We start from the raw sequence: 20,261 nt of genomic DNA, 5'->3' as shown, positions 1-20,261 counted from the left end.
ACGGTCTACGAGGCTCTGCTCTCCTCGACGCCATTGGTCAGCCGCGAATACGCCGCGACATAATCCCTGGCCATTCTGTCGGCGGAAAACCGCCTTTCGAAGACCGTTCTTATTCTTCGCCTGTCGAGTTGCAGGAGATCGGGCATCGAGGCGACAGCATCTTCGATGGTTTCGACGACAAAGCCGGTGACCCCATAATCGATGATCTCGGGCATGGCCCCGCAACTCCAGGCCATGACTGGGGTTCCGCAGGCCATGGCCTCGATCACCGCAAGCCCGAAGGGTTCGGGCCAATCGATGGGAAACAGCAAAGCGGCCGCATTGCCCAGAAACCTGCTCTTCTGGTCCTCGCCGATCTCGCCGACAAACTCGACCCGGTCGCCATCGATCAGGGGCTGCACGACTTCCTCGAAATAGGCGCGGTCGCCATCGCCGACCTTGGCGGCGAGCTTCAGTTTCAGGCCGGTGCAGCGAGCGATCTCGATCGCCCGGTCCGGCCGCTTGTCGCGCGACATCCTGCCGAGGAACGCCAGATAGGCGCCATCCGTGCCTGCCTCGAAATCGGGCTCATAAAGCCCCAGCGGCAGCCCATGATAGATTGTCGCCAGCCAATTCGCGGACGCGAACCGCGCCCGCTGGCTGCGGGATATGGAAATCATGGGAAACCGCGGAAACCGGTCATAGGCCTGCGCGAGGTCCGCGTAATCCAGCCTGCCATGCGGCGTCGTCACGGTGCGCTGTGGAATATCGCGGAAAAACGGAAAATGCAGGAAATGGCTGAGATGGAAATGGACGACGTCGAAGTCGTCGGCCCGTTTCCTCACTTCGTCGAGCATCGCCAGATGCGCCGCGATCTCGGACTTCAGCGGACGGGGATCGAGACGAAGCGCCCTTTCGCGGCATGGCACCAGTTTTGCGGAGGTCTTCGTGTCGCCGCTGGCGAACAATGTCACGTCGTGGCCGAGGTCGACGAGCGCTTCGGTAAGATATGAGATGATGCGTTCGGTGCCCCCGTAGAGTCTTGGCGGCACCGATTCGTAAAGTGGTGCGACATGGGCGATCTTCATGTCCCGGCGTCCCTCAATGAGCTGGTCATAGAGCCAAAATGCATCAGGGCCGGGATCGTTCCTGAATCATTGGAAGATGCGTCGAATGAGCCGTCCCCTGTTTGATTCGACGGGCCGCCCTATCTCCTGTCGGCAATGCCGGCTTTGCGCTTTACGGCAGCCGAAGGAGGTCCAGATGCAGCAACCCAGGGATATCGCAGCCCGGCGTCTGAGCATGATCGTCGAACAATATGTCGAGGCCAGAAAACGGCACTTTGGCTTTGTGTCGACGGACCAGGCTGCCCGAGTGATCCGCAGAACCCTGAAACCCGATCCTTCGGAGCCAGCACTTTCCGATCACGACCTTGACGACATGGTCGCCGCACTCGCCGTAAAGAACGGCCTGGCCGTCATCTTCGACCGGGGCGTGCGGGGACCAGCCGGCGGCGCCGAGGCCGACTTGAACAGAAAGGAACCGATCATGCGAGCACCGACGGAAACCCCGGATGTTGCCGGCGCGGTGGATGCCATCCTGAGCGGTCGTACCGCCCAACTTTCGATGAGCGCGGTGATCTCCCTGCTGCGCGAACGGACCGGCACCAAGCGATCCGACGCGGACCTGGAAGGACTGATCGCCAAGAAAGCCGCCGTCTTGGACGTGCACCTGTCACGGAGCGTCTAAGGGGTCACTGCTCGTCGGGGCGTCGTCATCATAACGAAAACCCCGTCACCTTAAGTCGGTTGATCGTCAGGACCACACGGCCAAGCTCGTCGCTTATAGCGCAAGTCCAGTCCTTGACCGCGATCACCTTCTTTCCGGCCATATGCCCCGGGGCTTTACGCGATCTGAAGCCGGTTCACGGAACCTTCGCCGGATATTACAACCAGCCGTGCAACGGCAAACGCGGCCAGAATTATGAAAAACGCCGTGATGTTCAAGAACATCGTTGACGCAAAGATGCTCGCGCTTTGGTCATAGCAGCTTGCGAATTCCATGACGCTTTACCCCCTTCAAACCTGTTGCATCATGATCCTGCTTCAGAAGAAATTCAAGCAGATGCTAAAATACATGGACGGGGTTCAAATGCGCGACAGCCAATTGCTTGTCCCCCAGCGACTAGTGCAAGGCTGCACGGGGCGCTGACGGTCACAATGCCGTACGCCGTGGCCCCTCAGTCCCTGGTTAATGAAAAACCCGCCACAGGAGCGACCTGCGACGGGCTTTTGGAGTGGCTACATCCCTGAAGGAATCGACCGCTTGTAGTTCTATTGTGAACTGTGTGATCGCGTTAGCCTATGGTGTGATCGCGGAAAGCCTTGGGCCTGCCCGCCTCAATTTTGCGAACACCGAGCTGACACAGATTTACGGATACTGAGACCTGATTTGGTGAGCGCGATGGGATTCGAACCCATGACCTACTGATTAAAAGTCAGTTGCTCTACCGGCTGAGCTACGCGCTCCCGCGGGCTCGAAAAGGCCGCCCCCGAAATTGCGCGGAACATAGGGAGAGTGCCGCGACCGGTCAACCGGAAAAGATGGGTTTCAAACCCGCTCTTTGCCCTAAATCGCTGCCCCTTGCTTTTGTTCCCCGGGTCCAGGCGAGCAGCCCGCGGTTTCGGTTTCCGTCCGGCAACGGCTGCCAACACGGCGGAACAAATCCGAAGCACCATCGTTTTCCGCCAAAGGGACGTTCGCCAAACCTTCGAGGAGAAGACCAATGAATAGAGTGACAACGGGTCTGCTAGCCGCCACGCTCTCGGCCACATTCGTCGCGGCGGAGGTGGTGCCGGTCAACGCCCAGCCGGCCTACGTGCCATTGTCCCAGGCGACAACGTCGGACATGCAGACAGTGCAATACCGGGAATGGCGGAGAAACCGCTCCTTCGACCGCAATTTCTCGCGCAATCGCAGCTTCAGCCGCAACGGTGACATGTATTGGAATGGTCATCGCGGCTATCGGGAATATCGCCGCGGCTATCGCCGTCATGGGGATTACTGGTTCCCGCTCGCTGCCTTCGCGACTGGCGCCCTGATCACCGGCGCGATCGTCAATGAGAACAACCGCGTCTATGAAGGCAATGCCCATGTGCAGTGGTGCTACGATCATTATCGGAGCTACCGCGCTTCGGATAACACCTTCCAGCCGAACAATGGTCCTCGTCGGGAGTGCCGTTCGCCTTACTGAGTGAGTATGAGTGGCCTAAAAGTGTGTGAGCCGAAGGCCCGCGTTGGAAACGGCGCGGGCCTTTCCTTTATGCGCTCAGTGTCCTGCGCACTGCATCACGCCAGCCTGCTAGTTTCGCAGTACGATTGGACGCGTCCATATCAGGCTTGAACCGCCGCTCGAGCGCCCAGCTTTTAGCGAACTCCTGCGCGGCGGGCCACACGCCCGCCTTCGAGCCGGCGAGCCAGGCCGCCCCCAGCGCGGTCGTCTCCAGGATTGTCGGCCGATCGACCGGCGCATCGAGGATGTCGGCGAGGCGTTGCATGGTCCAGTCCGAAGCCACCATGCCGCCATCGACCCTGAGCACGGTCTTTGACTTGGGGCCCTTCCAATCCTTGTGCATGGCGTCGAGCAGGTCGCGGGTCTGGTAAGCGACTGATTCCAAAGCCGCTCGGGCAAACTCGGCAGGACCGGAATTTCGGGTCAACCCGAAGATAGCGCCCCGCGCCCCGGCATCCCAGTGCGGCGCGCCAAGTCCGACAAAAGCCGGCACAAGGTAGACGTTCTGCGTCGGATCGGCCTCGGCAGCCAGCTTGCCGCTCTGCTCGGCCTTGCCGATCACCTTGATGCCGTCCCGCAGCCATTGCACCGCGGCACCAGCAATGAAGATCGAGCCTTCCAGCGCATAGGTGGTCTTGCCGTTCAACCGGTAGGCGATGGTCGTCAACAGGCGGTTCTTCGAACGCACCAGATCGCTGCCGGTGTTGAGCAGCGAAAAACAGCCGGTGCCGTAGGTGGATTTCATCATACCCGGCTCGAAGCAGGCCTGCCCGATGGTCGCGGCATGCTGGTCTCCGGCAACGCCAAGGATCCTTATCTCGGCGCCAAACAGGTTTTTCTCTGTGATTCCATAATCATCGGCGCAATCCTTTACCTCCGGCAGCATCGCGGCCGGGATGCGCAGGATGGAAAGCAGTTCGTCGTCCCAAGCATTCTTCTCGATATTGTAGACAAGCGTGCGTGAGGCGTTAGTGGCGTCGGTGGCATGAACCTTGCCGCCGGTCAGCCGCCAGATCAAAAAACTGTCGATGGTACCCGCCAGCAACTCGCCTCCCTCGGCGCGCCGCCTTGCCCCTTTCACCTTGTCCAGCATCCAGGTGATCTTGGTGCCCGAGAAATAGGGGTCGAGCAGCAGTCCTGTCTTGCGGGTGAATTTCTTCTCGAGCCCCTGCTTCTTGAGCTTCTGGCAGAGCGGTGCGGTGCGCCGATCCTGCCACACGATGGCGTTGTGGACCGGTTTGCCCGTCGCCCTGTCCCAGACGACGACGGTCTCGCGCTGGTTGGTGATGCCGATGGCCACGACATCAGCAGCCGTACGGCCGGCCTTTTTCAGTGCAGCCTTCACGGTGGTCACGACGCTTGCCCAGATCTCTTCCGGATCATGTTCGACCCAGCCGGAGGCCGGATAGTGCTGGGTGAATTCCTTCTGCCCGCTACCCACGACCTTCATCTGGCCATCGAACAGGATCGCCCGGGTCGATGTCGTTCCCTGGTCGATGGCCAGCACAAAACCACTCATTCCGCATCCTCCGCCTTGATACAAAGAAGGGAGACGGCAACGCGCCGCCTCCCCCAATTTCACACGGGCGCGAACGCCCGCATAGACCGTGTTACTTCTGCCAGCTCTTGACCAGTTCGTCGTAATTGATGGTCTGCGGCTTTTCCTTCTCGTTCTCGAGCTTCAGCTGAGGCGCGAGATTGCCGGCCTTGACCGCATCGGCGTTCCAATAGGCCAGGTCGTGCTCTTCGGCCATCTTCGGACCAATGTCACCCTGGACACCGGATTTCTCGATACGGCTCAGGACCTTTTCCTGGTCGGCACAAAGCGAATCCATGGCTTCCTGCGGCGTCTTGGCACCAGAGGACGCGTCGCCGATGTTCTGCCACCAAAGCTGCGCCAGCTTCGGATAGTCCGGCACGTTGGTACCGGTCGGCGTCCACTGCACACGGGCCGGCGAGCGGTAGAACTCGATCAGGCCGCCGAGCTTCGGCGCACGTTCGGTGAAGCTCTTGTCATGGATGGTGGAGTCGCGAATGAAGGTCAGACCAACCTGGCTCTTCTTCACGTCGACGGTCTTCGAGGTGACGAACTGCGCATAGAGCCAGGCGGCCTTGGCGCGGTCGGTCGGTGTCGACTTCATCAGCGTCCAGGAACCGACATCCTGATAGCCGAGCTTCATGCCGTCTTTCCAGTAGGAGCCGTGCGGAGACGGCGCCATGCGCCATTTCGGCGTACCGTCGTCATTCATGACCGGGAGGCCCGGCTTGACCATGTCGGCGGTGAAGGCGGTATACCAGAAGATCTGTTGGGCAACATTGCCTTGCGACGGCACGGGGCCGGATTCGGAGAAGGTCATGCCCTGGGCTTCCGGCGGCGCATAGGCCTTCAGCCAATCCAGATACTTCTGGATGGCATAGACCGATGCTGGTCCATTGGTGTCGCCGCCTCGTGCCATGCACGAGCCTACAGGTCGCGAATTCGCATCGACCTTGATACCCCATTCGTCGACCGGCACGCCGTTCGGCAGGCCCTTGTCGCCGTTGCCGGCCATCGACAGCCAGGCGTCGGTGAACCGCCAGCCGAGCGACGGATCCTTCTTGCCGTAGTCCATGTGGCCATAGACCTTCTTGCCGTTGACGTCGCGGCCGGTGAAGAACGCGGCGATGTCCTCATAGGCCGACCAGTTGACCGGCACGCCGAGTTCGTAGCCATACTTGGCCTTGAAGTCGGCCTTGTTCTTCTCGTCGTTGAACCAGTCGTAGCGGAACCAGTAGAGGTTGGCGAACTGCTGGTCGGGAAGCTGGTAGAGCTTCTTGTCCGGCGCAGTGGTGAACTTGGTGCCGATGAAGTCGTCGACATCGAGCATCGGATCGGTGACATCCTTGCCTTCGCCCGCCATCCAGTCGGTCAGGTTGCGCACCTGCTGGTAGCGCCAGTGAGTGCCGATCAGATCCGAATCGTTGACCCAGCCGTCATAGATGTTCTGGCCGGTTTGCATCTGGGTCTGGATCTTCTCGACGACGTCGCCTTCCTGGATGACGTCATGCGTGACCTTGATGCCGGTGATGGCTGTAAAGGCCGGCGCCAGCACCTGAGACTCGTACTGATGGGTGGTCAAGGTTTCCGACACGACTTTGATGTCCATGCCGGCGAAGGGCTTGGCGGCGTCGATGAACCACTGCATCTGCTTTTCCTGGTCGGCGCGCGATAGCGTCGACACGCCGCCTATCTCCTTGTCCAGAAAGGCTTTTGCTTCATCCATGCCGGCATAGGCATTGCCTACGCCGAGCAACAGGACAAGGGCCGTTGTTGATGTTAAAAATTGCCGTCGCATGTGTTTCCTCCACTGTTTTAGGTTTCAAGTGCGATCTGGAGCGACCGCCGGCACGCGGCCGCTCCAACAGTTTCCCCCTCTATACGTAGCGGAACACGCCGATGGCGTAGACCACGGAGAGAGCGAGAGCCCACCAGAGGCTCGGTCCGACAAGACCCAGCCAAGCGAGATGGATAAAGGCGCTGCCAAGCAGCGATAGAAACAGACGGTCGCCGCGCGTCGTCTCGAAGCGCAGCACGCCGACGCGCGGATTGCCACCCGGCGAAGCGTATTCCCAAACGCCCATGCCAAGGAGAAGCAGCGCGACGACGGTGAAGAACGCGGCCGTCGGCCAGGTCCACGCCATCCAGGAAAAGTCGAGGTTCATGTCACACCCTCCCCAGCGCAAAACCCTTGGCGATATAGTTGCGCACGAACCAGATCACGAGCGCGCCGGGGATCAGCGTCAAAACGCCGGCGGCTGCCAGCAGCCCCAGTCCATGCCCGAGGCCGACACCGTACGCGTCATGGTCGCAGCGATCGGTTTGGCGTCGGTCGTGGTCAGCGTGCGGGCGATCAGCAGCTCGACCCATGAAAACATGAAGCAGAAGAAGCAGGCGACGCCGATGCCGCTGGCGATCAGCGGCATGAAGATCTTGAGGAAGAAGCGCGGGAACGAATAACCGTCGATATAGGCGGTCTCGTCGATTTCTTTCGGCACGCCCGACATGAAGCCTTCCAGGATCCACACCGCCAGCGGCACGTTGAACAGGCAGTGCGCCAGCGCCACCGCTATGTGCGTGTCGATGAGGCCGAAGGCCGAATAGAGCTGGAAGAACGGCAGCGCGAACACGGCCGGCGGCGCCATGCGGTTGGTCAGCAGCCAGAAGAACAGATGCTTGTCGCCAAGGAAACGATAGCGCGAGAAAGCGTAAGCCGCCGGCAGAGCCACCGATACCGAAATCACCATGTTCATGACGACATAGGTGATCGAGTTGATGTAGCCGGAATACCAGGCCTTCTGCGTGAAGATGGTGACGTAGTTGGCGATCGTCGGCGCGTGCGGATAAAGCGTCAGCGAGTTGACGATCTCGGCATTGGTCTTGAAGCTCATGTTGATGAGCCAGTAGATCGGCAGCAGAAGGACGATGATGTAGAGCGTCGGCACGATCCACCACCAGCGCGACTCCTCGCCGCGCCGGCGCATCCGCCTGTCGAGTTCGCTCTGTGACAGCGAACTGGCGAGCCCTTCGGTGGCGGCGGGCCCGTTCATTGCATTGCGCTCGGTGCGTTCGTTGGCGCCAGCCATGTCAGCGCTCCGCGTCGTAATTGGTCATCACGGTGTAGAACACCCATGACAACAACAGGATGATGAGGAAGTAGACCAGCGACATCGCCGCCGCCGGACCGAGGTCGAACTGGCCGAGTGCAGTCTTGACGAGGTCGATCGACAGGAACGTCGTCGAGTTGCCCGGACCGCCGCCGGTGACGACGAAGGGCTCGGTGTAGATCATGAACGAGTCCATGAAGCGCAGCAGCACGGCGATCAAAAGCACGCGCTGCATTTTCGGCAGCTGGATGTAGCGAAACACCGCCCAGCGCGAGGCGCCGTCGATCTTGGCCGCCTGGTAGAAGGCATCCGGGATCGAGACCAGTCCTGCATAGCAGAGCAGAACGACAAGGCTGGTCCAGTGCCAGACGTCCATGATGATGATCGTCACCCAGGCGTCGAACGGATCCTGCACGTAATTGTAGTCGATGCCGATCGCGTTGAGGTAATAGCCCATCAGACCTATGTCGTTGCGTCCGAACACTTGCCAGATGGTGCCGACCACGTTCCACGGTATCAGCAGCGGCAGCGACATCAGCACCAGGCAAACCGGCACGCCCCAGCCTTTTTTCGGCATGTTGAGCGCGATGAAGACGCCAAGCGGCACCTCGATAGCCAGGATGATGAAGGAGAAAGCGAGGTTGCGGACCATCGCTTCCCAGAAGCGGCTGGAGGAGAGCAATTCCTCGAACCATTCCGTGCCGGCCCAGGTGAAGACGTTGTTGCCGAACGTGTCCTGCACCGAATAGTTGACGACCGTCATCAGCGGGATGACGGCGGTGAAGGCCACCAGCACCAGCACCGGCAGCACCAGGAACCAGGCTTTGTTGTTCCAGGTCTTGTCCATCTATGCCCCCATCTCGACACGCCAGGAATCGGCATAGATGTTGATGCCGGCCGGGTCGAAACGAACTTTCGGTTCGGCCGGAACGGTCTCGTCCTCGCCGATGACGGCCGCGATCTCTCGGCCCTCCAGCCTGGCGCGCACCACCTTGTGGCGGCCGACATCCTCGACCTTGCTGATTGAAACGGCCATGCCGTCGCGGCCGAGCCGTACATATTCCGGGCGGATGCCAAGCTCGACGGCCCCGGCGATGGCCTTCGGCACCCCAGGCAATTCGATCCGTTGCGAGCCGAGCGTCGCCGTCCTGCCTTCGATTGCCACCGGCACGACATTCATGCCTGGCGAGCCGATGAAATAGCCGACAAAAGTGTGGCGCGGCCGCTCGAACAGTTCCGCCGGCGTGCCGATCTGCACGATGCCGCCATCATACATGACGACGACCTGGTCGGCGAAGGTCAGCGCCTCGGTCTGGTCGTGCGTGACATAGACCATCGTGTAGCCGAAGCGGCGATGAAGCTGCTTCAACTGCGAGCGCAGCACCCATTTCATGTGCGGATCGATAACGGTCAGCGGTTCGTCGAACAGGATGGCGTTGACGTCCGAGCGCACCAGGCCACGGCCTAGCGAGATCTTCTGCTTCTGGTCCGCGGTCAGGCCCCTCGCCTTCTTCTTCGCCCATGAGGCCAGGTCGATCATCTCCAGCGTCTCGCGCACCTTGCGGTCGACGTCGGCCTCCGGCACGCCGCGGTTGCGCAGCGGGAACGCCAGATTGTCGTAGACCGTCATGGTGTCGTAGATGACCGGGAACTGGAACACCTGCGCGATGTTGCGCTCCTGCGTCGACAAATTGGTCACGTCCCTGCCGTTGAACAGCAACTGGCCATGCGAGGGATGAAGCAGCCCTGAAATGATGTTGAGCAGCGTGGTCTTGCCGCAGCCGGACGGCCCAAGCAGCGCATAGGCGCCGCCATCCTCGAAGGTATGATGCACTTCGCGCAGCGCGAAATCGGCATCCGTGCGCGGGTTCGGCAGATAGGAATGCCTGACATGGTTGACGTCGATGCGTGCCATATCGCCCCTCCTAAGCCGCCAGCTTCGGCGCGGTCACGGCTCGGCCGTGCTCGTCGAAGACCATGATGTGACGCGGATCGATGAACACTTCGACCACCGCGTCTGTCTCGAAATCCCTGATGCCGTGGGTCAACATGACCCAGCGGGCATCGGCAAAGTCGAGATGGATGAAACTCTCTGACCCGGTGATTTCGGTGATGGTGACCTTTGCCCGCACTGGCACCGCGGAAGCATTGGGCCGGTCGAGCGAAAGATGGTGCGGCTGAAAGCCGATCGTATAGTTCGTATCGGCGATGCCGACGAGTTCCGCGGGCACCGGCAGCTTGACGCCGCCCTCGAGCAGAAAGTCCGCGCCCTTCTTGGCCAGCACGATGCTGTTGAGCGGCGGATCGGCGAAGGTCCTGGCCGTCACCAGATCGACCGGCTTGCGGAATACGTCGATGGTCGGCCCGAACTGGGTGATGCGGCCTTCCGACAGCGTTGCCGTGTTGCCGCCGAGCAGCAGGGCCTCATGCGGCTCGGTGGTGGCATAGACGAAGATGGTGCCGGCAGCGGCAAAGATCCTCGGCAGTTCGGCCCGCAATTCCTCGCGCAGCTTGTAGTCGAGGTTGGCAAGCGGTTCGTCGAGCAGCACCAGGCTGGCATTCTTGACGATGGCGCGCGCCAGCGCGGTGCGCTGCTGCTGGCCGCCCGACAGGCTGAGCGGCGTGCGGTCGAGATAGGGTGTCAGCTTGAGGAGAGCTGCCGCTTCGCGCACCTGGCTGTCGATCTTGCCCTGCTCGACACCGGCCACCCTGAGCGGCGAGGCGATGTTGTCATAGACTGTCATCGCCGGATAGTTGATGAACTGCTGGTAGACCATGGCGATCTTGCGCTTCTGCACCGGCGTGCCGGTGACATTCTGGCCGTCGAACCAGACCGAGCCGGAAGTCGGCACATCGAGGCCGGCCATCAGCCGCATCAGGCTGGTCTTGCCGGAAAGCGTGGGCCCGAGCAAAACGTTGAGCGAGCCGTGCTGAAGCGTCAGCGACACGTCGCGTATGTGCTCGACCGCACCGACCGTCTTGGTGACGTTTCTCAGTTCCAGCATGACGCCTCCTCCCAGGCTTTCCGCATCAGCTCAAAACCTCTTCATTCGGCGGCCGCGACATGCTGCCGGCTTATGCCGCGCATGAATTCATCGAGTACCGAGACCTGCTCGCGGCTAAGATGCAGGCCGCGCTTGGTGCGTCGCCACAGTACGTCTTCCGCCGTGACAGCCCATTCGTTTTCAATGAGATAGCGCACTTCGGCCTCGTGCAGATCGCCACCGAAATTGCGGCCGAGATCGGCAATCGACTTGGCCAAACCGAGCAAAGCCTGCGCACGCGTCCCGTAAAGCCTGGTCAACCGGCGGGCCAAACGCTGGTCGAGAAAAGGATAGGCGCTTTTCAGCTTCGCCGCCTGCGCATCGAAACCGGTGGCCGGAAAATCGCCGCCAGGCAGCGGCGCATCGGATGTCCACGGCTTGCCGCGCTTGCCGAGAAAACCTTCGATCTTCTCCAGCATTGATTCCGCCAGCCGCCGGTAGGTGGTGATCTTGCCGCCAAACGCGTTGACCAGCGGCGCGGCGCCCTCGCCGCCATCAGCCTTCAGCACGTAGTCGCGCGTCGCTTCCTGAGCCTTGGAGGCACCGTCATCATAAAGCGGACGCACGGCCGAATAGGTCCAGACAATGTCCGAACGCTTGACGGGAACCGCGAAATACTCGCTCGCCGCGGCACAGAGATAATCGATTTCGGTATCGCTGATCTTCACATCGTGCGGATCGCCGGGATAATCCCGGTCGGTGGTGCCGATCAGCGTGAACTCGTCCTCGTAGGGAATGGCGAAGATGATGCGGCCGTCCCTGTTCTGGAAGAAATAGGCGCGCGGATCGTCGAACTTCTTGGCGATGACGATGTGGCTGCCCTGCACGAGGCGGACGTTGTGAACGTCATTCTGTCCGACAACGCCGGACAGCACGTGGTCGACCCAAGGCCCCGCCGCATTGACCAGCAGCCGTGCCTTGATCTCTTCGGTCTCGCCGGTTTGCAGGTTCTCGATCTTTATCGTCCAGATCCCGCCTTCGCGGCGCGCTCCAAGCACTTTCGTGCGGGTCCGGATGGTTGCGCCCCGGTCAGCGGCGTCACGTGCATTCAGCGCCACCAGCCGCGCATCGTTGACCCAGCCATCGGAATATTCGAAGGCCTTTTTGAACAGCGGCTTCAAAGGCTTGCCCGCCGGGTCGCTTGCCATGTCGAGCGTCCTGGTCGCCGGCAGCAATTTGCGCCCGCCAATGTGGTCGTAAAGGAACAGGCCAAGCCGGATCAGCCAGGCGGGTCGCAGGCCCTTGGCGTAGGGCAGCACGAAGCGCATCGGCCAGATAATGTGCGGTGCGTTCTTCCACAGAACCTCGCGCTCCATGAGCGCCTCGCGCACCAGGCGGAATTCGTAGAATTCGAGATAGCGCAGCCCGCCATGGATCAGCTTGGTCGAACCAGAGGAGGTTCCGCTGGCGAGATCGTTCATCTCGGCGAGAAAGACCGAAAACCCGCGCCCAACGGCATCACGGGCTATGCCGCAGCCATTAATGCCGCCACCTATGACGAAAATGTCCCGGACTGAAGATGGGTCCACTTAATTCCTCCACGATTTCGCACTGCACCATTTTGGGTCTTTTGCGAAACCGTAGCGGAATTATTTCGAACTCATAACGAATGTCAAACGAAATATCACAAGCCGGCGAGAATGCCGTGAAGGGCCTCACGCAGGCGACGTCTCAATCAACTGAACCTCGGTCTCCTGGCAGATCTTACGCACCGAAGCGATCTCGCAGCGATCGGTGATGAAGGTGTTGACCTGCGACAGATGACCGATGCGTACCGGCGCCGTACGCTCGAATTTGGTCTGGTCGGATACCAGGATGACATGCCTGGCATTGGCGATGATCGCTTGCGCCACCTTCACCTCGCGAAAATCGAAATCGAGCAGCGCTCCATCATGATCGATCGCGGAGGCGCCGATGACAGCATAATCGACCTTGAACTGCCTGATGAAATCGACCGCCGCCTCGCCGACGACACCCCCGTCCGAGCCGCGCACCACACCGCCGGCAATCACCACCTCGATCGAGGGATAGATGCGCATCCTATTGGCAACATTGATGTTATTGGTGATGACCATCAGGCCGTTATGATCGAGCAACGCCTTGCTGACCGCCTCCGTCGTGGTGCCGATGTTGATGAACAGCGAGGCGTTGTCGGGGATCAGCCTGGCCGCCGCGCGGCCAATCGCTTCCTTCTCGTCGGCCGCGATCTTGCGCCTGGCTTCATACTCCATGTTCTCGATGCCAGACGGGAACAAGGCGCCGCCATGGATGCGCGAAAGCAGCCGCTGGTCGCACAAATCGTTGAGGTCCTTGCGTATCGTCTGCGGCGTCACGTTGAAATGCGTGGCCAGATCGTCGACCAGCACGCGGCCGTTGTCCTTGGCCATCTGGATGATCTCGGCGTGGCGCGGTGACAGATACATCAAGCAAGCTCCCGTTTTCGTTTTTCTTGCTTATAGTCGAAAACGAAACCGATGAAAAGGCTCAAGCCGGCTAATGAAATCCGATGATTGTACGAGGGAACCTCGGCGCGACCTTGATCCAGCCTTTTCAGGGCACACCGCGTGCAAGTTCGGTAATGGCGGTGAAAGCGGCGTCGACGTCTTCCGCCGTCGCATCGAACTGGCCGACCTGGAAGCGGATCGCCACCCTTCCATCGACTTTCGTTTGCGTCAGGTAGATGCGGCCATCGTCGTTGATCGCATTGACCAGCCGCAGATTGTGCTCGTCGGCGTCGGTATCCGAAGCCGCCTTGTGCCGGAACGAAAACAGCGACAGCATCGGCTCGCTGACGATCTCGAAATCCGCCTCTCTTGCCAGACGCGTGGCGAGGCCTTCGCTCCAGGCGACATGGTTGCGGATCATGGTTCGCAGGTTCTCCAGTCCATGGGCGCGCAGCAGGAACCACAGCTTCAGCGCGCGGAAGCGCCGGCCGAGCGGCACCGACCATTCTGAGTAGTTGATAATGCCGTCATGGCCGTGCGTCTTGAGATAGTCGGGCTTGATGGCCAGCGTCCTGACATGGCTCGAAGGGTCGCGCAGGAATTGGATCGAACAATCGAACTGCGCGCCCAGCCATTTGTGCGGATTGAAGACGATCGAATCGGCGCCTTCGACACCAGACCAGAAATGCCGGTATTCCGGGCAGATCATCGCCGACCCGGCCCAGGCGGCATCGACATGCAGGTAGAGCCCGTACCGCCTGGCAACCTGCGCAACCGTTGCAATATCGTCCGTGCCTCCGGTGCTGGTGCCGCCGACACAGGCGATAATACCCGCAGGCAGCATGCCGGCTTTCCGGTCGGCGATGATGGCTGCTTCCAGGGCTGCCGTGTCCATGGCGCGAAAACGGCCGGCGACCGGAACGCGCACAAGATTGTCCTCGCCGATGCCCGAGACCCAGATCGCCCGGTCGATCGATGTGTGCACCTGGTCGGAAGAATAGATGCGCAACCGCCCCTGCCCGGCCAAACCCTTTTTGTTGCCTTGCCAGCCGAGCGCCCGCTCGCGCATGGTCAGCACGGCGTTGAGTGTCGCCGACGAGGCCGAATCCTGGATCACTCCGGAAAAGCCCTCCGGCAGGCCGAGCGCCTGGCGCATCCAGTCGACGGTGCGGGTTTCAAGCTCGGTCGCCGCCGGTGACGTTTGCCAAAGCATGCATTGCGCGGCCATCGCCGACACCAGGTATTCCGCCACCACCGAAACCGGCGCCGCGTTGGCCGGGAAATAGGCGAAGAACCGCGGGTGCTGCCAATGTGTCATCCCCGGCACGATCTTGGCTTCGAAATCGGCGAAGATTCTGTCCATCGGTTCGGCGTCTTCGGGCGGCGACTCCTCGATGCTCCTGAAAATGTCGCCCGGCTCGACCAACGGCCGCACCGGCCGCTCACGCAAATTGTTGCGATAGTCGGCACCCCAGTCGGCGGCGCGTTGCGACCATTGCCGAAAATCGTCATTGTTCATCTTGTCCTCCCGACATGACTTTCGCTGCCGGTGGCTGTCGCCGGCTCATCAAGATCAGTTATTAATTAACATGTGAAATATTTGCAACGGCCATCGGCCGACGGGATAGCCAAACTAGCCGGGAAAATCCGGCAGGCTGGCGAACGCCGTCTTCAGCGCACTCGACCATCCATCGGAGATCGTGCGGTAATACTGGTCGTCCTGGCCGATCCGCTTTTTCAGGCCGACCTGAAAGGCGTCCCGTTCCAGGAAAAGCAGGTCGAGCGGCAAGCCGACCGACAGGTTCGACTTCAGCGTCGAATCAAACGACACCAGCAGGAGTTTCACCGTCTCGGCGAGGCTCATCGTCTTTTCATAGGCGCGGATGATGATCGGCTTGCCGTATTTGGTCTCGCCGATCTGGAAGAACGGCGTGTCATCGGTCGACTCGATGAAATTGCCTTCGGGATAGATCATGAACAGGCGCGGCGGGCTGCCCTTGATCTGCCCACCGAGGATGAAGGAGGCATTGAAATAGGAATCGGCCTTCTCGCCGGCGGGCGACGATTGCGCGATCACCTCTTTCACCGTGTCGCCGACCAGCCGCACCGTCTGGTACATGGATGGCGTTTCGAGCAGCTTCTCGTGGCGGTCGGTCACCGCCTTGGTGCGCTCGTCGAGCAGGCTGACCACGGCCTGTGTCGTCGCCAGATTGCCGGCCGACATCAAGACGATGACGCGCTCGCCCGGCTGCTCCCAGACGTGCATCTTCTTGAAGGTCGAGATCGAATCCATGCCGGCATTGGTGCGCGTGTCCGACATGAACACGAGCCCGCGATCGATCTTGAGGCCGACGCAATAGGTCATGGAATCTCTTGAGGCAGCAATCCTAGGGGATTACTGCTCTACCGTGACAGTGACCGCAAGCAGTTCTTCCGCCTGTCCCATCCGAATTCCCGACACCGGCGAAGCGTCACGGTAGTCGCGGCCGATAGCCACCTTCACATAGCGTTCATCGGGAGAAATACCGTTGGCGGGATCGAAGGCAACCCAGCCGAGGCCCGCGACATGGGCTTCGGCCCAGGCGTGGCTCGCCGCCTGCTCCACCGCCGCATCCATCATCAGATAGCCACTGACATAGCGGGCCGGAAATCCCATGGCGCGCGCGGCGGCGGCAAAGATGTGGCTATGGTCCTGGCAAACGCCGGTCTTCAGCGCCAAGGCTTCCTCGGCCGCGGTCGTCGCATTGGTGGCGCCGGGCGTGTAGGCGACGCGCTCGCCGATGGCCGCCATCAATCTGTGCAGCCTTTCGAGGTCGGTGCCCTTGCCGACCGCCTCGGTAAGATCACGAATGCCGCCGCCTATGGTGGTCAAAGCAGTCTCTTGCGCGAACAACCACAGCGGCGCGAAGCCTTGATGCGGCCCGCAAACGCCTGATGTATCGCGCGTCACCACCTCGCCCAAGGCCTCGACGGTGATGAAATCGTGATCGCCTTCGACGCTCAACAGCCTGTTATCGTTGCCGTAATGGTCGGTAAATCGCACCTCCTCGCGCGCGCCTTCGACCTTCAGCGTCCAGGACAGCACGGTTTGGGTCGGCCCGCTCATGGGAAGCAGTCGCAGCCTCCGGAGCAAATACTGCACCGGCGCGTCGTAACGGTATTCGGTCCGGTGCGTGATTTTCAGCCGCATGGCCATTTTCCGTTCGAGTGCATGATCTCTATTGAAAACCGGTATCCACTTTTCGCTGACGCGGTCCTTCGGTTCGAAATCATGTTCAATAAAACCTGTAGTCCTGCGCGATCTCGTCGCCGAGCCTGGTGTTGTCGCCAATGAACCCTGCCAGGAACTCATGCAGGCCGGTGTCGAATATGTCCTTTATCGATCCTGTCCTGAGCATCGCCTGCGTTTTTTCCGCCGTTGCGTGACACGCATGGCGCTCGCCATAGTCGTCGGAGAGAAACTTCAGATGCTCTGCCAGGAAGCGATAGCAGAAGGTCAGCGACCGCGGCATGCGGACGTTGAGGATCAGGTAGTCCGCGATATTGGTCGGCTTGTAGTCGGCGTCGTAGACCCAGCGATAGGAGCGATGCGCCGATACCGAGCGCAGGATCGATTCCCACTGATAATTGTCGAGCGTCGAGCCGACCCAGGAGATCGACGGCAGCAGCACGTAGTATTTCACGTCGAGGATGCGCGCGGTGTTGTCGGCGCGCTCGACATAGGTGCCGAGTTGCGAGAAGTCGAAAATCTCGTTGCGCAGCATGGTGCCGTAGAACGAGCCACGGATCAGCGCTGTCTCGCGCTTGATCGCATCGAGCACATTGGGCAGGTCGCGCTCGTCGATCGGCCTCGCCAGCATCCGTTTCAGCGCCATCCAGGCTTCGTTGATGCTCTCCCAGGTCTCGCGCGTCAGCGCCGTGCGCACCATGCGCGCATTGTTGCGGGCGGTCTCGATCGACGACATCGTGCTTGACGGGTTAGACGTGTCGCGCAGCAGGAAATCAGCGACATTCGCCGCCGAATAGTCCGAATACTTCTGCGTGAAGGCAGCGTCTGAGCCGGCGCTGAGCAGCACGGAGTTCCACTCCTCCGAGGCGCTTTGAGTGCGGGTCAACGCCATGCGCAGGCCGGCATCGACCAGCCGCGCCATGTTTTCGGCCCGCTCGATATAGCGGTTCATCCAGTAGAGCCCGTTGGCGGTGCGGCCGAGAAGCATGGAATGGCCCTTCGGGCTAGTGAGTAGGGATGAGCGAGTAGGGAATGGCAAGCGATTGAATCTCAACGGAATATGGCATTTCCCTGTCCCCTCTGCTTCCACTATTCACGACTGACTATTCCCTACTCTCAATCATCCAGCACCCAGGTGTCCTTGGTGCCGCCGCCTTGCGAGGAATTCACCACCAGCGAGCCTTCCTTCAGCGCAACGCGCGTCAGCCCACCAGGGACGATCTGGATGCGGTCGGAGACCAGCACATAAGGCCGCAGGTCGACGTGGCGCGGCGCCAGCCCCTTTTCAGTCAGGATCGGACAGGTCGAGAGCGCGAGCGTCGGCTGGGCGATGTAATTAGACGGCCTGGCCTGCAGCTTCTTGCCGAAATCCTGGCATTCCTTCTTGGTTGCGGCCGGGCCGACCAGCATGCCGTAGCCGCCGGAACCGTGCACTTCCTTGATGACCAGCTCGTCGATGTGTTCGAGCACATATTTCAGGCTGTCCGGCTCCGAACAGCGCCAGGTCGGGATGTTGCCGAGGATCGCCTTGCGGCCGGTGTAGAATTCGACGATCTCGGGCATGTACGAATAGATCGCCTTGTCGTCGGCAATGCCGGTTCCTGGCGCATTGGCGATGGTGATGTTGCCGGCGCGGTAGACATCCATGATGCCGGGTATGCCAAGAGCCGAATCCGGCCTGAAGGTCAGCGGGTCCAGGAAAGAATCATCCACGCGGCGGTAGAGAACGTCGATCTGCTTGTAGCCTTCGGTCGTACGCATCGCGACATGGCCGTCGACGACGCGCAGATCCTGCCCCTCCACAAGCTGCACCCCCATCTGGTCGGCAAGGAAAGCGTGTTCGAAATAGGCGGAATTGAAACTGCCGGGCGTCAGCACCGCGATGGTCGGGGCGCCCTTGGTGCCTTGCGGCCGCACCGCCGCCAGCGACTGGCGCAGAAGCTGCGGGTAATTCTCCACCGGCCGCACCTTGATCTTCTGGAACAGCTCGGGGAACAGTTGCATCATCGTTTCGCGGTTCTCCAGCATGTAGGAGACACCGGACGGCGTGCGTGCATTGTCTTCCAGCACGTAGAACTCGTCCTCGCTGATACGCACGATGTCGACGCCGATAATGTGGGTGTAGACGCCAGCCGGCGGCCGCACGCCGATCATTTCCGGCAGGAAAGCCTCGTTCTTGGCGATCAAGTCCCTTGGGACGCGGCCGGCGCGAAGGATTTCCTGGCGATGGTAGATGTCGTCGAGGAAGGCGTTCAGCGCCTGCACGCGCTGCTCGATGCCTTGCGTCAGGCGGCGCCACTCATTGCCCGAAATGATGCGGGGAACGATGTCGAAGGGGATCAATCGCTCGGATGCTTCCTGCTCGCCGTAGACGGCAAACGTGATGCCGGTCTTGCGGAAGACGCGTTCGGCGTCCTGCATCTTCTCGGTAAGTCTGGCCGGATCCTGCTCCTTCAGCCAGCGATCGTAAGCCGAATACGGTCTTCTCAATCCGGAAACTTCCGGAAGCATTTCATCGAACGCTGCCAATCGCATACTCCCCTGTGAGGCCATTTCACTGGCGTCGCCGGAGAAAATCAAGCGCAATCGGCGATTTGGGAGATCCGGACGATGAGTATGTCGCGGCTGCCTAAAATTGAGGCAGCTGAAATATGCGCTTGATCAGGCTTTGCCTCGTGCCCGGGCAAATCCGCTTCGCGACTAGAAGGCGCGGAAGGTGACGACGGTGAACGTGTCCTTGATGCCGGGAAGAATCTGTACCTTCTCGTTGACGAAATGGCCGACATCTTCCTCATCGTCGACATAGAATTTGGCGAGCAGATCGTAATTGCCGGCGGTGGAGTAGATTTCCGAGGCGATCTCGGCGTCGGCAAGCGCGCTGGCGACTTCGTAGGATTTGCCCAGCTCGCATTTGATCTGCACGAAAAACGCCTTCATGGCCTGGTCCCGCTAAACGTCCACGTTCAAGCGGCCCTTCTGGCAGACTGGAGGCGGGCTTTCAAGCGCTGGAATGCGCACTTAGCCGGCGCGGGCCTTGGCCACGGCCTCGCACAGCTCCGCAACCGGCATGCCGCGCTCGAGGAATCCGCCGAGGCGGGACGAATATTGGCGACCGCTGAAACCGTGAAGCGCCGTCACCCGTATGTTAGGATGCCTCCGCAACAGCTTTTCTGGAGGCGGCTTTTCGAGGGACGGTGGAGACAGGCCATGCGCCGCGGCTTTTTCGCATTCGCATTCGTTTCGCTCATGCTGGCTTCCCAGGCGTTTGCCGGCGATGCCGAGATCAAGGCTGGCCAGGCCGTCATCGACAGTCAATTGAAGGCCCTCATCGCCGATGACGGCGCCAAGGCCTACAGCTTCGCCGCCCCGAACGTGAAGCAGGTATTCCCGACCATCGATGCCTTCATGAACATGGTAACCAACGGCTACCCGCCTGTACGCAAGCCACGGTCCTACTCTTTCGGCAAGGTCGAGCAGACGGGGCCGGGTTCGATCGTCCAGCAAGTGCTGATCATAGGCCCTGACGGCAAGGACTATGAGGCGGTCTACACGCTTCAGCAGCAGCCCGACGGCACATTCCAGATCACCGGCTGCAGCCTGCGCGCGTCGAATTCGTTAAGCACCTGAAC

Annotated in this window: 19 protein-coding genes, 1 tRNA gene and 1 pseudogene; 4 read left to right on the top strand and 17 right to left on the bottom strand. The window is 60.7% G+C overall.

From position 1 onward, the window contains the following. Positions 1-5 precede the first annotated feature (5 nt). Complete coding sequence (locus tag EJ077_RS14685; RefSeq protein WP_208702747.1) at positions 6-1,067, bottom strand: glycosyltransferase family 4 protein; 1,062 nt, start codon at positions 1,065-1,067, stop codon at positions 6-8. A 175-nt stretch (positions 1,068-1,242) separates the two neighbouring features. Here EJ077_RS14685 and EJ077_RS14680 point away from each other — a divergent pair, with 175 nt between their 5' ends. Both EJ077_RS14680 and EJ077_RS14675 read left to right on the top strand, forming a co-directional pair. After that, positions 1,243-1,728 carry a hypothetical protein gene (locus EJ077_RS14680; RefSeq protein WP_189522883.1) on the top strand — a complete coding sequence of 162 codons (486 nt, stop codon included), beginning with the start codon at positions 1,243-1,245 and terminating at the stop codon, positions 1,726-1,728. A 113-nt stretch (positions 1,729-1,841) separates the two neighbouring features. Continuing rightward, a complete protein-coding gene (locus tag EJ077_RS14675) occupies positions 1,842-1,997 on the top strand; it encodes a hypothetical protein (RefSeq protein ID WP_208702746.1) in 156 nt (51 codons plus the stop codon). Between the two features lie 434 nt (positions 1,998-2,431). Here the strand turns inward: EJ077_RS14675 and EJ077_RS14670 are convergent. Then, positions 2,432-2,507 (bottom strand) — tRNA-Lys (locus tag EJ077_RS14670). 257 nt (positions 2,508-2,764) lie between these two features. Here EJ077_RS14670 and EJ077_RS14665 point away from each other — a divergent pair. Further along, positions 2,765-3,232 carry a BA14K family protein gene (locus tag EJ077_RS14665; protein WP_127278376.1) on the top strand — a complete coding sequence of 156 codons (468 nt, stop codon included), beginning with the start codon at positions 2,765-2,767 and terminating at the stop codon, positions 3,230-3,232. Between the two features lie 67 nt (positions 3,233-3,299). Here EJ077_RS14665 and glpK read toward each other — a convergent pair whose 3' ends face one another. The 15 genes and pseudogenes from glpK to EJ077_RS14590 form a co-directional block, all read right to left on the bottom strand. Then, on the bottom strand, positions 3,300-4,790 hold the full coding sequence (gene glpK / locus EJ077_RS14660; RefSeq protein WP_208702745.1) for a glycerol kinase GlpK: 1,491 nt from the start codon (positions 4,788-4,790) through the stop codon (positions 3,300-3,302). A 91-nt stretch (positions 4,791-4,881) separates the two neighbouring features. After that, entirely contained in the window at positions 4,882-6,606 is a 1,725-nt protein-coding gene (locus tag EJ077_RS14655) for an ABC transporter substrate-binding protein (protein WP_127872513.1), read from the bottom strand. A 79-nt stretch (positions 6,607-6,685) separates the two neighbouring features. After that, positions 6,686-6,973 carry a DUF2160 domain-containing protein gene (locus tag EJ077_RS14650; RefSeq protein ID WP_208702744.1) on the bottom strand — a complete coding sequence of 96 codons (288 nt, stop codon included), beginning with the start codon at positions 6,971-6,973 and terminating at the stop codon, positions 6,686-6,688. A 1-nt stretch (position 6,974) separates the two neighbouring features. Further along, a pseudogene (locus tag EJ077_RS14645) lies at positions 6,975-7,894 on the bottom strand (carbohydrate ABC transporter permease). A 1-nt stretch (position 7,895) separates the two neighbouring features. Further along, entirely contained in the window at positions 7,896-8,762 is an 867-nt protein-coding gene (locus tag EJ077_RS14640; protein ID WP_127872516.1) for a carbohydrate ABC transporter permease, read from the bottom strand. After that, entirely contained in the window at positions 8,763-9,830 is a 1,068-nt protein-coding gene (locus tag EJ077_RS14635; protein WP_208702743.1) for an ABC transporter ATP-binding protein, read from the bottom strand. A 10-nt stretch (positions 9,831-9,840) separates the two neighbouring features. Continuing rightward, a complete protein-coding gene (locus tag EJ077_RS14630) occupies positions 9,841-10,920 on the bottom strand; it encodes an ABC transporter ATP-binding protein (protein ID WP_208702742.1) in 1,080 nt (359 codons plus the stop codon). A 41-nt stretch (positions 10,921-10,961) separates the two neighbouring features. Further along, positions 10,962-12,488: a glycerol-3-phosphate dehydrogenase gene (gene glpD / locus EJ077_RS14625; protein WP_208702741.1), complete on the bottom strand. Its 1,527-nt coding sequence runs from the start codon at positions 12,486-12,488 to the stop codon at positions 10,962-10,964. A 126-nt stretch (positions 12,489-12,614) separates the two neighbouring features. Then, positions 12,615-13,382 (bottom strand): DeoR/GlpR family DNA-binding transcription regulator, encoded by a 768-nt coding sequence (locus EJ077_RS14620; RefSeq protein WP_208702740.1) that lies wholly within the window; start codon positions 13,380-13,382, stop codon positions 12,615-12,617. Positions 13,383-13,509: 127 nt separating this feature from the next. Continuing rightward, a complete protein-coding gene (locus tag EJ077_RS14615; RefSeq protein ID WP_208702739.1) occupies positions 13,510-14,922 on the bottom strand; it encodes a pyridoxal phosphate-dependent decarboxylase family protein in 1,413 nt (470 codons plus the stop codon). Between the two features lie 114 nt (positions 14,923-15,036). After that, entirely contained in the window at positions 15,037-15,768 is a 732-nt protein-coding gene (locus EJ077_RS14610) for a peptidase (RefSeq protein WP_208702738.1), read from the bottom strand. Positions 15,769-15,798: 30 nt separating this feature from the next. After that, positions 15,799-16,593: a transglutaminase family protein gene (locus EJ077_RS14605; protein ID WP_208702737.1), complete on the bottom strand. Its 795-nt coding sequence runs from the start codon at positions 16,591-16,593 to the stop codon at positions 15,799-15,801. 85 nt (positions 16,594-16,678) lie between these two features. Continuing rightward, entirely contained in the window at positions 16,679-17,620 is a 942-nt protein-coding gene (locus EJ077_RS14600; RefSeq protein ID WP_208702736.1) for an alpha-E domain-containing protein, read from the bottom strand. A 128-nt stretch (positions 17,621-17,748) separates the two neighbouring features. Then, the gene (locus EJ077_RS14595) at positions 17,749-19,161 is read right to left on the bottom strand and encodes a circularly permuted type 2 ATP-grasp protein (RefSeq protein ID WP_208702735.1); all 1,413 of its coding nucleotides are present in this window, start codon (positions 19,159-19,161) and stop codon (positions 17,749-17,751) included. Between the two features lie 171 nt (positions 19,162-19,332). Continuing rightward, the gene (locus EJ077_RS14590) at positions 19,333-19,569 is read right to left on the bottom strand and encodes an Lrp/AsnC family transcriptional regulator (RefSeq protein WP_010909609.1); all 237 of its coding nucleotides are present in this window, start codon (positions 19,567-19,569) and stop codon (positions 19,333-19,335) included. A gap of 270 nt (positions 19,570-19,839) precedes the next feature. Between EJ077_RS14590 and EJ077_RS14585 the strand changes: the two genes are divergently transcribed. Beyond that, a complete protein-coding gene (locus EJ077_RS14585; RefSeq protein WP_208702734.1) occupies positions 19,840-20,259 on the top strand; it encodes a DUF4864 domain-containing protein in 420 nt (139 codons plus the stop codon). Positions 20,260-20,261: the final 2 nt, after the last annotated feature.

The sequence above is a fragment of the Mesorhizobium sp. M8A.F.Ca.ET.057.01.1.1 genome (assembly GCF_003952565.1).
Classification (GTDB): Bacteria; Pseudomonadota; Alphaproteobacteria; order Rhizobiales; family Rhizobiaceae; genus Mesorhizobium.
Note: the sequence above shows the minus strand (reverse complement) of the source record. Positions and strands in the feature narration are given on the sequence as shown.

Excerpts from the sequence above, each read along its gene's own strand:
- EJ077_RS14685 (WP_208702747.1), bottom strand. The coding sequence starts at position 1,067 with ATGAAGATCGCCCATGTCGCACCACTTTACGAATCGGTGCCGCCAAGA.
- EJ077_RS14680 (WP_189522883.1), top strand. The coding sequence starts at position 1,243 with ATGCAGCAACCCAGGGATATCGCAGCCCGGCGTCTGAGCATGATCGTC.
- EJ077_RS14665 (WP_127278376.1), top strand. The coding sequence starts at position 2,765 with ATGAATAGAGTGACAACGGGTCTGCTAGCCGCCACGCTCTCGGCCACA.
- glpK (WP_208702745.1), bottom strand. The coding sequence starts at position 4,790 with ATGAGTGGTTTTGTGCTGGCCATCGACCAGGGAACGACATCGACCCGG.
- EJ077_RS14655 (WP_127872513.1), bottom strand. The coding sequence starts at position 6,606 with ATGCGACGGCAATTTTTAACATCAACAACGGCCCTTGTCCTGTTGCTC.
- EJ077_RS14650 (WP_208702744.1), bottom strand. The coding sequence starts at position 6,973 with ATGAACCTCGACTTTTCCTGGATGGCGTGGACCTGGCCGACGGCCGCG.
- EJ077_RS14640 (WP_127872516.1), bottom strand. The coding sequence starts at position 8,762 with ATGGACAAGACCTGGAACAACAAAGCCTGGTTCCTGGTGCTGCCGGTG.
- EJ077_RS14635 (WP_208702743.1), bottom strand. The coding sequence starts at position 9,830 with ATGGCACGCATCGACGTCAACCATGTCAGGCATTCCTATCTGCCGAAC.
- EJ077_RS14630 (WP_208702742.1), bottom strand. The coding sequence starts at position 10,920 with ATGCTGGAACTGAGAAACGTCACCAAGACGGTCGGTGCGGTCGAGCAC.
- EJ077_RS14620 (WP_208702740.1), bottom strand. The coding sequence starts at position 13,382 with ATGTATCTGTCACCGCGCCACGCCGAGATCATCCAGATGGCCAAGGAC.
- EJ077_RS14615 (WP_208702739.1), bottom strand. The coding sequence starts at position 14,922 with ATGAACAATGACGATTTTCGGCAATGGTCGCAACGCGCCGCCGACTGG.
- EJ077_RS14610 (WP_208702738.1), bottom strand. The coding sequence starts at position 15,768 with ATGACCTATTGCGTCGGCCTCAAGATCGATCGCGGGCTCGTGTTCATG.
- EJ077_RS14605 (WP_208702737.1), bottom strand. The coding sequence starts at position 16,593 with ATGCGGCTGAAAATCACGCACCGGACCGAATACCGTTACGACGCGCCG.
- EJ077_RS14600 (WP_208702736.1), bottom strand. The coding sequence starts at position 17,620 with ATGCTTCTCGGCCGCACCGCCAACGGGCTCTACTGGATGAACCGCTAT.
- EJ077_RS14590 (WP_010909609.1), bottom strand. The coding sequence starts at position 19,569 with ATGAAGGCGTTTTTCGTGCAGATCAAATGCGAGCTGGGCAAATCCTAC.
- EJ077_RS14585 (WP_208702734.1), top strand. The coding sequence starts at position 19,840 with ATGCGCCGCGGCTTTTTCGCATTCGCATTCGTTTCGCTCATGCTGGCT.